General features: G+C 52.3%; 10 protein-coding genes and 3 riboswitches. Of the genes, 2 read left to right on the top strand and 8 right to left on the bottom strand.

Translation table 11 applies throughout. From position 1 onward, the window contains the following. Positions 1-32: 32 nt before the first annotated feature. Positions 33-1268, bottom strand: a complete 1236-nt coding sequence (locus MKX64_RS20975) for an aminotransferase class I/II-fold pyridoxal phosphate-dependent enzyme (RefSeq protein WP_341037252.1) — start codon at positions 1266-1268, stop codon at positions 33-35. A gap of 184 nt (positions 1269-1452) precedes the next feature. Between MKX64_RS20975 and MKX64_RS20970 the strand changes: the two genes are divergently transcribed. Next, the gene (locus MKX64_RS20970; RefSeq protein WP_095265341.1) at positions 1453-2655 is read left to right on the top strand and encodes an MFS transporter; all 1203 of its coding nucleotides are present in this window, start codon (positions 1453-1455) and stop codon (positions 2653-2655) included. A 206-nt stretch (positions 2656-2861) separates the two neighbouring features. Here the strand turns inward: MKX64_RS20970 and MKX64_RS20965 are convergent, their stop codons facing one another. From MKX64_RS20965 to MKX64_RS20940, 6 genes are all read right to left on the bottom strand, one after another. Further along, the gene (locus MKX64_RS20965; RefSeq protein ID WP_095265342.1) at positions 2862-5093 is read right to left on the bottom strand and encodes a stalk domain-containing protein; all 2232 of its coding nucleotides are present in this window, start codon (positions 5091-5093) and stop codon (positions 2862-2864) included. Between the two features lie 142 nt (positions 5094-5235). Further along, positions 5236-7017 (bottom strand): IS1182 family transposase, encoded by a 1782-nt coding sequence (locus MKX64_RS20960; protein WP_445670850.1) that lies wholly within the window; start codon positions 7015-7017, stop codon positions 5236-5238. A gap of 196 nt (positions 7018-7213) precedes the next feature. After that, on the bottom strand, positions 7214-9271 hold the full coding sequence (locus MKX64_RS20955; RefSeq protein ID WP_095265343.1) for a catalase: 2058 nt from the start codon (positions 9269-9271) through the stop codon (positions 7214-7216). Between the two features lie 260 nt (positions 9272-9531). Then, on the bottom strand, positions 9532-10296 hold the full coding sequence (locus MKX64_RS20950; protein WP_095397324.1) for a phosphosulfolactate synthase: 765 nt from the start codon (positions 10294-10296) through the stop codon (positions 9532-9534). Continuing rightward, complete coding sequence (locus MKX64_RS20945; RefSeq protein ID WP_095397325.1) at positions 10293-10988, bottom strand: 2-phosphosulfolactate phosphatase; 696 nt, start codon at positions 10986-10988, stop codon at positions 10293-10295. The genes MKX64_RS20950 and MKX64_RS20945 overlap by 4 nt, the downstream gene beginning before the upstream one ends. 77 nt (positions 10989-11065) lie before the next feature. Further along, on the bottom strand, positions 11066-12541 hold the full coding sequence (locus MKX64_RS20940) for an aminotransferase-like domain-containing protein (protein WP_341037248.1): 1476 nt from the start codon (positions 12539-12541) through the stop codon (positions 11066-11068). Positions 12542-12640: 99 nt separating this feature from the next. Here MKX64_RS20940 and MKX64_RS20935 point away from each other — a divergent pair, with 99 nt between their 5' ends. Continuing rightward, positions 12641-13555 (top strand): DMT family transporter, encoded by a 915-nt coding sequence (locus MKX64_RS20935; protein ID WP_095397327.1) that lies wholly within the window; start codon positions 12641-12643, stop codon positions 13553-13555. A 121-nt stretch (positions 13556-13676) separates the two neighbouring features. Here the strand turns inward: MKX64_RS20935 and gcvH are convergent, their stop codons facing one another. After that, positions 13677-14069, bottom strand: a complete 393-nt coding sequence (gene gcvH / locus MKX64_RS20930; protein ID WP_095265348.1) for a glycine cleavage system protein GcvH — start codon at positions 14067-14069, stop codon at positions 13677-13679. A gap of 83 nt (positions 14070-14152) precedes the next feature. After that, positions 14153-14240, bottom strand: a riboswitch (glycine riboswitch). Positions 14241-14243: 3 nt separating this feature from the next. Then, positions 14244-14364: riboswitch (glycine riboswitch) on the bottom strand. 180 nt (positions 14365-14544) lie between these two features. Further along, positions 14545-14646, top strand: a riboswitch (glycine riboswitch).

The following is a 14646-nucleotide window of genomic DNA, read 5'->3' as shown; positions in this document are numbered from 1 at the left end:
CGCTATGACTCGCTGCTTATGGTGATGCCCTTCTAGCCCTCACTCCCGGCCGCTTCCCGTATAAAACGTCCAATTCGCCGGGCAGCTTCACGCAGCTTCTCCTCGTCCTGGACGAGCGCAATGCGCACATAGCCTTCACCCTCGGAGCCAAAGGCATCCCCCGGAATGACTGCGACGCCTGCGCTGAGGAGAAGCTCACGAGCAAAACGCCGGGATGTCCAGGCGTCCGCCCCCGTCCTCAATGTATCCGGGATCCTGGCCCATACAAACATCGTTGCTTTCGGTTTATGCACATGCCAGCCTTCAGCTGCAAGGGCCTCAACCAGCACGTCTCGCCGATGCTCATACAGTGTCCCTGCATACAGCGCGTCGCCAGTGGACGACATCGCCTGCTGAATTGCCGTAACCGCAGCCTTCTGAACCGGCATGAACACACCGAAATCGATGTTGTTCTTCAAATCCCGTAAAGCTCCGACCGCCTCCTCATTCCCGACCAGAAATGCGATCCGGCAGCCTGCCATGTTAAAGCTCTTCGAAAACGAATGAAATTCCACGGCGATGTCATCCGCTCCCGGCACCTGCAATATGCTGATCGGACGATAACCGTCAAAGCCCATTTCGGAATAGGCCAGATCATGCACAATAAGAACATTCCATTTCCTCGCAAGTGCGACCAGCTTCTCAAAAAAATCCAAATCGGCCGATACCGCAATCGGGTTGCCGGGAAAATTGAGCAAGATAAACGAAGCCTCTGCCCACACCTCATCCGGTATGCTGTCCAGATCCGGGAGAAAATCGTTCTCCTCCTTCAGCGGAAGATACCACGGCTTCACTCCGGCAATCGCCAATGCTCCCGCATAGATCGGGTAGCCCGGATTCGGCACGATCGCCACATCCCCGGGGTTGCACACAGCTTGAACCAAATGCGCCAATCCGTCCTGTGAACCCATCAGCGCTAGCGTCTGGGTTGCAGGATTTACCTTGACTCCGAATCGGTGCTCCATCCAGGCGACAACATGCTGCCGGAACTCCTCACTTCCCCGCGTCCCCGGGTAGCGGTATTGATCCTCCTTCAGCACTTCGCCTGCAAGGGCCTCCCGGATGGCCAAGGACGGCCCCTGATCCGGACTGCCGATGCTGAGGTCAATTAAATCCATGCCGGCTTGTACCGACTCCGCTCTCCATTGGGCGACCTCAGCAAATATGGAAGAGCCGACATGCGATAACTTGTCTGCCCGCCATGTGCGTTTGATTCTGTTTTGCTCCACGATGCCCCACCCACTTTTTTTCTTTACATTATACATGAATTTCGCCTCTTGCCGCCTCACAGAATCCCAGGATCATACCTGCGATTGGATCATGAGGCAGCCCCCTTCAAAGTTAGGTCTTGACCTGTAAACCTTTTCAACCTGTAAAATCAACTATACCTTATAGAGATCAGGAGTAGAGACCATGTCGAGAAAAATCGAAAACCTGCTTGTGTTTGCCTTCACCTTTGCCGCCTTCATTCTGGGCACCACCGAGTATGTCATAGTGGGCCTGCTGCAGGACATCAGCACCAGCTTGAACGTTTCGCTGGCTGCAAGCGGAATACTTGTGTCCGGATTTGCTATCGCTTATGCGATGGGCACGCCGTTTGTTGTTGCCTGGCTCGGTCACATCCCGAGACATATGACCATCGCCGCCGCATATGCCGCCGTGCTGATCTTAACGGCTGTGACATCGATGGCCGCTTCTTTCCCCGTAATGTTAACGCTTCGTATCAGTACAGCCATACTTTGCGGACTGACACTTTCCCTCGCCATTGCGATGCTGAGTGAATTTATGAGCGCCGCAAGAAGAGCCGCAGCCGTTGCCTGGGTGATCGGCGGCTTCTCGATCGCCAACGTCCTCGGCGTACCGCTTGGCACGCTCATCGGACGTGCCACAAGCTGGCAAGCCTCCTTCCTGTGGACCGCGATTGTCGGCATCATCCCGCTCATCATTATGATGGCCATCATGCCCAAGAGCTTGACCCGAAGTGTCGTTCCGGTCGCCCAGCAGCTCGCGCTGTTTAAAAACCGACGCATTGTGCTCGCCTTTATGATACCGGTGCTGGGCGTAGGATCGGTGTTCATCATCTATACATATATCACTCCATTTCTCGAGGATGTGCTCGGCTTTCCTCAGCAATGGACCAGCTCCCTGCTGCTCGTATACGGAGCGCTTACGATCTTCAGCAACTGGCTTGGCGCCAAAGTCGCCCAAGGGAATTCCCGCGTCAAGCTCAAAATCATCTTCTTGATCCAGACCGCTCTAATGGCAGCACTGGCGCTTACCGTCCAGCTGTCATGGACAGCTCTCGTACTGCTGATGCTTGTGGCCTGCTTCTCCTATGCCATCAGCGCGGCGGCGCAGCTGTATCTGATTGACTTGTCCGACAATGCAGCGCCGGGTTCCAAAGACTTTGCCGCCTCGCTCATGCCCGTCGCTTCCAACCTCGGCATTGCCGGTGGTTCCTTTCTCGGCAGCTTTGTCATCGATATCGTAGGCGTCGCCTATCTGCCATGGGCCGGAGCGCTGTTCGCCGCTGGCGCTTTTGCGGTCACCGCCCGCTGTTACCAGCTGGATCAGCTGGAGGCGAAGCACAGCATGCAGCCGGCCCAGTCCGCATAACGCTCGCTCGCCTGGCTGGCTGAGGGCTTGACAGCCCGGCTTAGCTCCGCGACACCTGCAAACAACCAGCTGTTGAACGAACAAGGACTCCACATTCCCTGATGAAGCTTGATTCCGGTGTACCGGATTAAGCTTTAGGGAGGTGGAGTCCTTATTATGCTGGCGCCGCCTATGCTGTAAGGCGGCGCCGTTTACAGTAGATTCAATTATTCAACCCGGCTAGGCATTGGGGTAAACAGCAGGTTGATCGGCAGATTGCTGCCAGGCGCAGCCGTCAGCAAAATTTCTACCTTCTGCTCGAAGTTGCCTGTTCTGTGCAGCACCGCCTGCTCGGTTGGCGATACCTGTCCGAGCGAATAGATCGGTACGATCTTGCCGTTGACCATTGCGTAACCGGAGTATTTGCCGCCACGCGGATTGAAGGAGATCAGTACGTTCGGAGCCACGCGGTCCAGTGTAATTTTGTACAGAACACCGAAGTTCCCCGTATTATGCGTAATGTCTCCCACCATCGGGTCGACGCCCACGAGGTTAGGATCATCTGCATTATCTCCGAGAGCGAGCCGTTCCGGCTGACGCCCGATAAGGTCGGCGTAGCGGATGACACGGGTCGAATCCTCGTAGGTACCACGGTTATGGACGCCGTCACGGTCCAGGATAGGCAGCTGATCAAGCACCTCCAGCGGATCGGCCTGGTCATCAATCATAATGACATCGAATTGAACCGGCAAATCACTGTACATATCCGAGTAAAGGGAAATGACATGCCCCTGTCTCATCCGGATCGCGCTCAGCTCGGTCATAACCAGCTTCTGTTCACCCGGCTCAAGTGTAACCGAGGACTGCTTCGATCCATCCAGCATGGACTGGAAGTAATTCTGCACCGAGCGTTTGCCCGCTGCTGTCGCAATCGGAGATGGACCGGCAAATCCAAGGTAGTCAGTTCGCAGTGTGACCGGCGCATTGTTAATGTTGGTCGCCACAACATACATCTTCACATCTTTATTCACGTTGTTGACATGGTGGATCATAAACCGCATATCCCCGGAAGCCGTCTCGCGGTATACAATGCCTTCGCTGTTCACCGTCTCCGGACTGTTGCTCCGGATCAGCGTGCTAGGCTCATCATAGAAGCTGTAGTTCAATTTGTCTCTGCTCATCACATTGCCAATGAAGGTGTATTTCTCGCCTTCCGGGATGAACAGCATATTAAAGTTTTCCTCGCTGTACAATGTTTCCGACGTAATGTTCACCGTATGCTCATAAGTGGTGCTCAGCCCGCCTCTGTCCGTCACGGTCAGCTTGATCGTCTGAGGCCCTGGCGTGAAATAGGCATAAGCACGATTTTCCCATTTGTAAGTAAGCAGCTCTTTCGGATCACGGTCATCATAGCTGAAGTCCGTAATCGTAATCAGCTCACCCATCTTGTACTCCGGCTTGTCGGTCTCGAAGCGAGCTACCGGCGGCTGGTTCGGCTGAATGACATTCAGTGTTACACTGTACGGGGCGCTCCATGCGCCGCTCGAATCCTGTACCGAATAAGTAACCACATATTGTCCCGGCGCGTTGAAGACATCCTGTCTTCCTTCCCAGCGCTCATTGATGATGGTGCCTTCCGCAGCCTTGGACTCCGTTATGTACACCACCGGTTCACCGACAAATATCTCCTTCGGCTCCACCGTGAATTTGGCGACCGGTTTAGCCTGCAAATTCATGATGACACGCTTGCCTTGATTATCCACCTTGTATGGAATTTCAAGCGCCTGCATAATGGCTGTTAGCGGTACCATGAACGTATTGTTCGTCTGGTATGAAGTGCCTTTCATCGTCTTAGCCACACCGTTTACCAAGTACTGGTCGCTGTCGGTTTTGAAGCGAAGCTCCGTACCGTCTTTTTGGATGAGGGTTTCCTTCGTCTTCTGATCGTAGCTGACCTTAAAGCCAACACGGTCTACAAGCGCCCGGATCGGAACATAAGAGACGCCCTTCTTGACCTGCATCGGCTGCGGCGCGTGATAGGTCGTTCCCCCGTGAACCATTTTTGTACTGTTAAAATAAAGAATGAGTTCGTTAGGATTTCCGGCTGTCTCGGATGTGGCAGGTTTCTCTGTCGTCTGATTTCCCTCGCCGTCCGGGTTGCCTGCGCTAGCGGAATCCGCTCCCCCCTGGTTCTCTGTTCCAGGCTGATTCTCTTCCCCTTCGCCTTCAACTACTTCAGATGCAACAGCTTGATCCGTTGTCGCATCGGTCTGACCGCCCTGCGGCTGTTCTTCGGTTGTTTGTACACCTGAGGATGGATTCGCCTGCGTCGTCACCTCAGCGCCGGATACGGCTTCCTGTGATGCTGGCGTATTGCTTGACTCCGCGCTAACCGGCAGAGTCCCAGCTACTTGAGAGATAATAAGTACGGTTAGCAAAGCAGCTGTCTTCAATTTCATGCTTAAACTCCTTCTGATTCCGATTTTTATAACTCCAATAATGCCATACTATTAGACGTAATTTATGGTAAATAGTTTCTATAATTCGCCAAAATATTTTGAACTTTTTAGGCCTTTCGGCATTCTACCGCTCTTCCCCCCTTTATTCATGTGTAATCACATTCGCAAAAAAGGCAAGAAAAAAGGGGCTGTCCAATAAGTCCCTAAAGTAAAAAGGTTGGACGAGAAGAGAACCATTTCTCCGTCCAACCTTTTTACGTCCCTGCGTTTGAAAGAATGTAGCGAGGCGAATGCCTGCTACTTTCAGTAGATTGTGGGCCAAGGCCACAATCCCAAACTCTGTATGAACTTTTTCTAGACCCCGCAAGGAAAATCTGCGGAACGACCGATTGCCCTTGATGTGACCGAATACACTCTCAACCTCGACTTTACGTCGAGCATAGATCGCGGATTTCTCGTCATCCTCAAGGGCTGTTTTTGCCTTTGCCTTTAATTCTTCCCATACCGTGTTCCAGTGTACTTGACGATTTCCCTTTGCTTTCGTACATGCTGCCTTTAATGGGCAATCGCTACAATCCTCACATTCGTAAATCTTAAAGCTTTGCTCTAGGCCGGAGCGTGTCTTCTTCGTCTGGTACTTCTTAAACGAAACGTATCGACCATTCGGGCAAATAAAGCGATCGTCTAACTCTTCATACGTCCAATTGCTTGCATGCTTCATGTTCTTTTTGTAGCGTCTGGTTTGTTCGTGCATATAGCTGCCATATGGAATAAGAAAATCAAATCGCGTCTCTTTTTCTTCGCCTAACGCGTACAAATAGTTTTCCTCACTACCATAACCAGCGTCAGCAATCACGGTTTTAGGCATGGGTAAAGAAGACGCAGCAAGTTGCTCCATATGCGGAATGAAGCAGCGTGTGTCCGTTGGTCGTTGGTGAAGACTATAAAACAAAATAAATTGGTTTTCCGTTGCCATCTGTACATTGTAACCTGGTTTAAGTTGACCATTTTTCATGTGATCTTCTTTCATTCGCATAAACGTAGCGTCTGGATCGGTCTTGGAGTAGCTATTGCGATCACCAAAGCAAGCTTTCTGCTGATCATACTTGGCCAGACGTGGAAGAAAGTCTTGACGAATCTTTTTCAGAGGCTGTTTCCAGGCACTACGCTCTTTTCGTAAGGCTTTTCTCGCTTCACTGTCATTGGTTTGAGCGATCTGTTCAGTTAAGCGCTCTACTTGTTCTTCTAGAATAACAGCTGTTTCTTCAAGCTGTACAGGAAGCTCATCTGGATCGGTAGCTACCATTTCACTAGCTTCTTGCTGCGTGAGCGTATGAATATGCGCAAGGGTTGCCTGCACCTTTTCTTTGAGTTTCTCTTCAAAGCGTAACGTAGATTTTTTCCACACAAAAGAATACTTGTTGGCATTAGCTTCAATCTTTGTGCCATCCAAGAAGTAGTTCTCCATGGTAATAAAATTGTCGTTGATGAGCTTTTTAATCATCGTTTGAAAGAGCTCATCCATAAGGCTCTTCATTCGCACACCACGGAAGTCATTCAGGGTGCGGAAGTCCGGCTGTTGCATCGCAGCTAGCCACATCGCCGGTAGGTTTTCTTGTAATAGTTTTTCAATGCCACGGCAGGAATAGACTTTTTGAGAGTAGCCATAAAGAATCACTTTGAGCATCATTTTAGGATGGTAGGAACTACGGCCACCGCCAACATAATGAGCAAACAACAGCTCGTCAGGAATAGATTCAATCATTTCATCAATGATACGAGCGACATGGTGGGAAGGGATTAGTGATTCTAGATCCAAGATCATATGCATCTGCTTGTTATCATAAGCTTTAAAAGCAGGTGTGAGCTTTCGTTTAGAATCTATGTTTCCTTCTATATTTTCTAGAGGAAATGTGAGTTGCATGTTATAATGTTTAGTAGTAGTCATTTGATTACGCATAAAAACCGTCCCTTTCTGAAATGGTTGTGTGGTAACTTTCATTTTACAGGAAAAGACGGTTTTTTTGCGCATATTTTTAGCGTTTTACAAAAAAAGAGGCTGCCAGTAGTCAGGTTTCACTGACTTTCTGGACAGCCTCCCTTTACTTAGTTATAAATAGTCACACCACTCTTGACCAATACCGATGCTCGGCAATGGCTTCGATCAGCTCCTCCGCAAACAACGGGCTGTCCTGTTCAGCCGGAGCCACCACAACGCCGGGACTTGAAGGCTCAAGAAGCAGCTCCGCGCCCTCGGCCATCGCACCGATCGGCTTGTAATGCTGGAACGCTTCTTTGACAAAGTCCAGCGATTTCGGATTAGCCAGCAGTTCATCGACGCTTTGTCTGCCGCCGGCTACAAGAACGGCGTCGAACAGAACGGAGTCCGAGTTCAACATCGAACGCTGCACCTCCAGCTGGCTTCCGGCCTCACCGGATATGACGCCCAGTTTGGTGCTCACGATTTCGGCGATGATGCCAGACTGCTCAAGCTGCTCGAGCACGCCCGTCAGCGCTTCGCTGAAGCCGTTGTCCGCCAGAACGGCAACCTTGCGGGATCGCGGACTCTTCACTGTATTCATCATGCTGAGCGCCGGAGAGGACAATGCGGAAGCCGCGCCCTGGCCGCCAGGGGAAACCGTTCCGATCCCTTCGGAGATCCGGGAAGCCAGCTCCTTATCCACGTTCGCGAACATGTCAACGACCCGCTGGCGGATGTCCTTGCTCTTCACCTTTCCAAGTTCGAACTGGAAAGCGGACACAATATGCTCTCTCTCCACCTCCGACATGCTGTTCCAGAACATGGATGCCTGGCTGTAATGATCCTTGAAGCTGTCGCTTCGCTCCCGGATTTTGCGTCCGTCCACCTTTTCCGTATAGTGCGCGTAACCGCCTTCTTCTTCAGGCACCGGGGACGGCGAATTGCCGGCCAGCCCGTTCTTGTGATAGCTGACCTGCCCCGGATTGATGGTCATCCGGTGCATACCGTCACGCTGGTTGTTGTGCACGGGCGCGACCGGGCGGTTGATCGGAATCTCGTGGAAGTTCGGCCCGCCAAGACGCGAGAGCTGTGTATCCGTATACGAGAACAGCCTCCCCTGAAGGAGCGGGTCATTCGTAAAGTCAATCCCGGGCACCACATGACCCGGATGAAAAGCAATCTGTTCTGTCTCGGCAAAGAAGTTGTCGGTATTGCGGTTCAGCGTCAGCTTGCCGATGATCCGCACAGGCACGATTTCTTCCGGCCACAGCTTGGTCGGGTCCAGAATATCAAAATCAAAGGTAAATTCATCTTCTTCCGGAATGAGCTGAACCCCCAGCTCGTACTCCGGATAGTTTCCGGATTCGATGGCGTCCCACAGATCCCGCCGATGGTAGTCCGGGTCCTTGCCGGCCAGCTTCTGCACTTCATCCCAGACATGCGCGTGCATGCCGAGCACCGGCTTCCAGTGAAACTTGACAAAATGCGCCCGTCCCTCGTCGTTGACGAAACGGAATGTATGCACACCAAAGCCCTCCATCATGCGGAAGCTTCGCGGGAGTGAGCGGTCAGACATTTTCCACATCATCATATGTGCACTCTCGGTGTTGTTCGAGACAAAATCCCAGAAGGTATCGTGGGCCGACTGCGCCTGCGGAATCTCGTTATGCGGCTCAGGCTTCACGGCATGCACCAAGTCCGGAAATTTCATCGCATCCTGAATGAAGAAGACCGGCATATTGTTTCCAACCAGATCATAGTTGCCGGCTTCGGTATAAAATTTAACGGCAAATCCCCGGACGTCCCGGACGGTATCGGCCGATCCCCTTGAGCCTGCAACAGTTGAGAAGCGAACGAAGACCGGCGTCGTTTGTTCAGGATCCTGGAGAAATTGTGCCTTCGTATAAGCTTTCATCGACTCATATACCTGAAAATAACCGTGAGCCCCGAATCCGCGTGCATGGACGATCCTCTCCGGAATCCGCTCATGGTCAAAATGGGTCATTTTCTCCCGAAAATGAAAATCCTCCATCAGGGTGGGGCCGCGCACGCCGGCTTTCAGTGAATGCTCATCCTCCGATACCGGCACGCCCTGGTTGGTCGTCATCGGCTTGCCGTCATTGGATACGGTGAATTGCTCAAGCTGCTTCTCCTTGCTTGTTTGCTGCCTGTTGTTGCGAGATTGCTGTTCCTTCATTGTCCAAACCTCCCGATTCGCAGTTGTTGGTACTTCAAGCACGGTAAGATGGGCAACAAGTGACCTGTCAATTCGCCCCCTTATTACCCGTCAGGCCATAATGCGAATCTAGGTTCACGATTCTTTCACAATAAAACTCGCGCTCTTCCGAAATACAAAAAAAACCGCCTCGCGGCGGCGTTCCCCCTCGCAAAGCGGCTTACAATACGTTGACCCTCTGCTGTAACCCTCTCCTGTTACGGGCTTACGGTACGCTATCATTACGCAAAGGTATAGAAGGTGTCTGAGCGAAGCCCCAGACGAAGCGTTTCCAGCGAGATCGGGTCCGAGAACGGAATGTTGGCCAGATTCACGTCAGATCCGACTAGCTGGATGAAACAAGTCTGCATGCGCTTGTTCGGCGCTTCGAATATGATCCGGTCCAGACTGATGCCTGACTCGACGATATCGTTGATGATATCAAGCCGCATCTCGCCTGTGCTATGGCATATGCCGCTCGTTCCGCTCTCCCTCGCTTCGGTAATGACCTTGTAAGCCCCGGCATCCAGATCTTCCAGAATCGATTCAATCCATTCGGATGAAGTCAACGTCTCGGACACCTCGTCATCTTTATGTCCTACCTCGCTCATAATGAGAAAATCATCACTGAACTGTTTAATGTACTTCGCCTTTTCCCGGTTGGAAATCGGCAGGGTGCCGTTGGAGATTTCAATGTAGGTCGCTTTGCATCGCAGGCAGAAATCCCGGTAATCTTCCAGCTTCCGTTGGCTTAAGTATTTCTCGAACAACGTTCCGCCGAAGAAAAATTCAACCTGGTGATCCCGAAGGATGGCAATCTTCTGTTCCAGCTGCGGTGTGACCAGCGATGTACCCCAGCCGAACTTGATAAAATCGATGTATGCTGCGGCGCTTTCCAGAGTATCGCGAAAGAACTGGAGCGGAACTCCGTTGTCAATCAGCACCGTCAAGCCCGATTGCCTTGGTTTGGACTGCCTCTCTGGCAGATGTAGCCCGGTATTCCTCATGCTTGTAGCCTCTCAATCGTTGGAATATGGTTGTCGAGACTCACGTTCATCACAAAATCCGAATTCAGTTCCTGGACACAATAGCCGATATCAGCTTCATCAAACTCTGGACGTTTCGGGTCATAAAACTTCTTCGCCGCTTCCGAAGCCCTGATCCTTGCGATGGTCTGCGCTGCCGTTTGCTCATTCGTGCCCTCGATTATGCCTTTCATGTAAAACGCACATGCGAGATCATCATCACCGGTCGGATGTGAAGCCACGATAACGACAGAAGGATCGTCTCGCCTTGTCATGCACTGCTGCCTGACATACCTCGCCGTAGTTCGTGCGTTGGAGAAGCCTGTAACCAGAACCTGCTTCGCATGCAGCGCCTGGAGCGTAGCCTGGACGCCGTTCGTTGTTTTCTGGATGAGATACTTCCCCGCCACATCGCTGTGATCCAATCGCTTCGGGGAGTTATCCAGATCAAAGCCCGGAATCGGAAGGCCCCCGACTTCCCCTGCCAGTAAATAATCCGGATGCTCCTGCTTATAACGGAACGCCTGCTCCAGCGACGGCGCCAGCAAGATCCCTTTCACTCCGTTCAGAAAAGCATAATGGGCCACCGTAAACGCCCGGATGACATCGATGACCACATGAATATCCGAGGACCCCGGCACGCGGCTGCTCCCTTGTATGATGCTGACCGCCATGGCTCCCTCCTTGACCAAGACTTGTGCCTAACGCATTGCTTTCTTTAGGGCTGTGAGTTCACTCCCAGTATATTCGCCTAGTTCAAATCGGTTCGGGGAAAAGTGATGCCACCCTTCATCTCCTCCGCAATCGCAATTAGCCGGCGCAGCCCTTCCTCCATTTCAGCCTCGCTGATATAGGAGTAACTCAGCCGAATCCAGGACTTCATTTCACCGAGCGGATCGCAGATTTCTCCCGGGACAAACGCCACCGATTGCTCCAGACAGCGTTCGAGCAGCAGGTCAACCGGCACCTCCTCCGGCAGGTTAATCCACAGGTTCAGACCGCCACCCGGACTTGCCCAGCGAAAGCCGGTCCCCGCCAAAATACGCTCCATCCGAGCCTTGCGCAGCTCCAGCGCAATCCGAAGCTTTGCCACATGCTCCTGCAGCCTGGCCGAGAAGAAATAATGCTGGAAGATCTTCTGTGTGAGCAGCGGCGTGCCGTTATCCGCCAGTGCCTTCACCGCTATAATCGAATCCATCAGCGCCGGCCTCGCAGCCAGCAGCGAAATTCTCAGTCCCGGAGCTACAAACTTGCTGAAGCTGCAAATGTAGATCGCATACCCCTCCGTATCATAATAAAAAAGCGGCGGCGGTGGCGGATCCTCAAAGTAAATGTCGCGGTACACATCATCCTCCACCAATATGCACTTATAGCGTTCCGCCAGCTCCAGCAGCTGCTTTCGCTGCGACGCCGGGACCGTGTATCCCGTTGGATTCTGAAATGTCGGGTTCATGTAGAACAGCTGCGGCTTTTCCGTACGCATCAAATATTCGATCCGATCCAGATCATAGCCCTCCGGCGTAATTTCCACGGGAAGCAGACGGACGTTCTGCCTGAGAAACACATCGATGGCCGGGCTGTAGGTCGGTCGCTCGATCAGCACCCGGTCCCCAGCCTGGACAAGCGAGCGCGAGATCAGATCAATCGCTTGCTGCGATCCTGTCGTGACGAGCAGTTCATCCGCTGATAGAGACAGGCCGTACTTTGCCCTAAAATATCTGCTCATTTCCTCACGAAGCTCCTCGTCGCCGGATACGGAAGAATAGGTGGACAGCACTTTGGGATGCAGGTCGAACACTTCCTTCACATGCCCGGATAAAAAGGCGTTCGGCAGCAGCGACGGATCGATGAGCGCTTCGGACATTTTGTACGCGACCTTCTTGCGATGAATTTCGAACAACCGGCTTCGCGGGGCGCGCACAGGCTTGGCCTGATATTCCCAGGGCGGATCGTCCAGAAACCTTGAACCGGGTCTGGGAGCAGGCTCGCTCGATACATAATAGCCTGATTTATAACGGGCCTGAACAATCCCCTCCTCAGCAAGACGCTGGTACGCCTTGTGTACTGTCAGCCGGTTCACCTGCATGCGCTCCGCCATTGCACGAACGGATGGCAGCTTCTCGTATCTCTTCCATTCGCCGCTTTGGATGCCCAAGATCACCTCATCATATACAGATTGATGCAGCGTTCCCCTTGGCCTGCCCGAACCCGGCTCCAAATAACTCATTTCTCCATCCCCTCTCCGTCCTTCGCAATCTGTTCTACTCTCCACCATCTGTTCTATTCATAATCCATTATAGTATACAAAAAAGGAGGAGAGCCATACATGATTCTGTTGAACTACATACTGATGTGCGCCATATTCAGCACCACCTTCCTGGCGATCAAGGTCGGTGTTGAGGCAGGCCTGCCTCCATTCTTCGCGGCAGGGTTTCGCTTCTTCACCGCAGGCCTTCTGATCATGCTGTGGATGATCGTCACCAAAAAAATCCGCCCTTCCCTGCTGCTTCGCAAGGATTGGATCCTTATCGGTCTGACCAGCACCTTCGCTACCTTTGCAACCTTGTACTGGGCCGAGCAATACGTAGATTCCGGGGTGGCCGCCGTCCTATCGGCAACGGGACCGATGATGATCCTGATGCTGCAGACGACCATCGCAAGAAAGTCGGCCAAACGAAGCGAGTACTGGGGAGCGGCCATCGGATTTGCCGGGGTATGCGTGCTCATTATGCCGAAGATGGTGCTGGAGCAAGACACGCTGTGGATACTCAGCTGTGTCGTTATTTTGATCGGAGAGCTCGGCTATTGCATCGGCAGTCTGTTGACCCGAAAGCTTACGGTTACCTATACCGACATCTCCCCGATTGCGATAAATTCAATGCAGATGATTTACGGCGGTTTGGCCTTGTTCGTACTGTCAGTCTTTACCGAGCGGATCCATATCGACGCGGTGCTCACCTGGCCCGGAGCAGGATCCATGTTATATCTGACCCTGATCGGCTCCATGGTCGGCCACAGCCTGTATGCCTGGCTGCTGAAAGCAACGAATGCCTTTTTCCCGTCGACCTGGCTTTTCATATCCCCGATGGTTGCGGTCGGACTCGGGTTTCTGTTCTATAACGAGGCCATCACACTGTACTCCCTCCTCGGCAGTATCCTGATTGTGATCGGGATTGTCGTGATGAACCTGGGCGAGCTTACCAGACGCTTCGGCAACCGGGGCCTGCATACGACAGCCTGATCGTCACGGGCACAGCACAACTAAAAAACCGGCGGTATTCCTCAAGCTGCTACTCGCTTCAAGGAATCCTGCCGGTTCTGCTGTATGTCTATTCTGTTATGAACGCGTATATTAAACAGTCTTACTCGTCTACCTTCGCACGGTAGGCTTCCGCTGTCAGAAGACCCGCCAGCGCTTCTTCCAGATCGCCGTCTACTTCAATCTCGAACATCCAGCCGCCTTCATACGGCTCGTCGTTGACCAGCTCAGGCTTATCCTCCAGCCCATCATTGACTTTCGTGACGGTGCCGGATACCGGACAATACAGCTCGGATACCGTTTTAACCGATTCGATCGTTCCGACGCTATCGCCCGCTTCTACCGCAGCTCCAATCTCCGGCAGCTCTACAAACACGATGTCGCCCAGTTGGTTCTGCGCGTGATCGGTAATGCCGACACGCACCACATTTCCTTCTACCTTCAGCGCCCATTCATGGTCCTCGCTGTACACCAGTTGCTCTCTGATTTCACTCATTTTTGGTCTCCTCTTTTCGAATTGGAATGTTCTCTTATGCATTTTAAATGAAAAAAAGGACATGGAAAGGCCTGCGGCCTGTTCTCTGTCCTTGATACCTGAGAGTTTCCCGAATCTCCGGTATCCTCCGGACATTCGTTTCCCCTTGGGTGGCTTCCGCGCTCTCCAGAGCTGCGTCGGATGACGGTACTTTTACCTGAGAGATTGTTCGTTATGCCGGCAAGACAATAACGGCTTGCTCCTTCGGTGCCGCAGACGACATCACCTGCCTGCAGTCTCTCCCGTCCATCGTCATTCGCTTATTCGGTTGGTCGCTATATCTCCCACAGAATAAAACAGGGACGAGTCGATGTCAATATTTCTTACAAAAAATAAAATTTAAAGCGCTTTTGGGCGAAATAATGGTTGACACTTTACCAAATCGGACGTTTATAATAATCACAGGAGCTTTTTGATATGAACAATTACATAGCGGATGATGGTAGCGGGAGAGATTACCGACAGCTCGACAGGTAGCGCCGAAGGAGTAAGCCGATGTATCGGTGAATCTCTCAGGCAAAAGGACCTTTACCGGACG

The organism is Paenibacillus sp. FSL M8-0334, assembly GCF_038000405.1.
Taxonomy (GTDB): domain Bacteria; phylum Bacillota; class Bacilli; order Paenibacillales; family Paenibacillaceae; genus Paenibacillus_AQ; species Paenibacillus_AQ campinasensis.
This window is presented reverse-complemented; position numbering and strand designations above follow the sequence as displayed.

Bases quoted from the DNA above. Each gene is read 5' to 3' on its own strand.
- MKX64_RS20970 (WP_095265341.1), top strand. From the start codon at position 1,453: ATGTCGAGAAAAATCGAAAACCTGCTTGTGTTTGCCTTCACCTTTGCC.
- MKX64_RS20965 (WP_095265342.1), bottom strand. From the start codon at position 5,093: ATGAAATTGAAGACAGCTGCTTTGCTAACCGTACTTATTATCTCTCAA.
- MKX64_RS20960 (WP_445670850.1), bottom strand. From the start codon at position 7,017: ATGCAACTCACATTTCCTCTAGAAAATATAGAAGGAAACATAGATTCT.
- MKX64_RS20955 (WP_095265343.1), bottom strand. From the start codon at position 9,271: ATGAAGGAACAGCAATCTCGCAACAACAGGCAGCAAACAAGCAAGGAG.
- MKX64_RS20950 (WP_095397324.1), bottom strand. From the start codon at position 10,296: ATGAGGAATACCGGGCTACATCTGCCAGAGAGGCAGTCCAAACCAAGG.
- MKX64_RS20945 (WP_095397325.1), bottom strand. From the start codon at position 10,988: ATGGCGGTCAGCATCATACAAGGGAGCAGCCGCGTGCCGGGGTCCTCG.
- MKX64_RS20940 (WP_341037248.1), bottom strand. From the start codon at position 12,541: ATGAGTTATTTGGAGCCGGGTTCGGGCAGGCCAAGGGGAACGCTGCAT.
- MKX64_RS20935 (WP_095397327.1), top strand. From the start codon at position 12,641: ATGATTCTGTTGAACTACATACTGATGTGCGCCATATTCAGCACCACC.
- gcvH (WP_095265348.1), bottom strand. From the start codon at position 14,069: ATGAGTGAAATCAGAGAGCAACTGGTGTACAGCGAGGACCATGAATGG.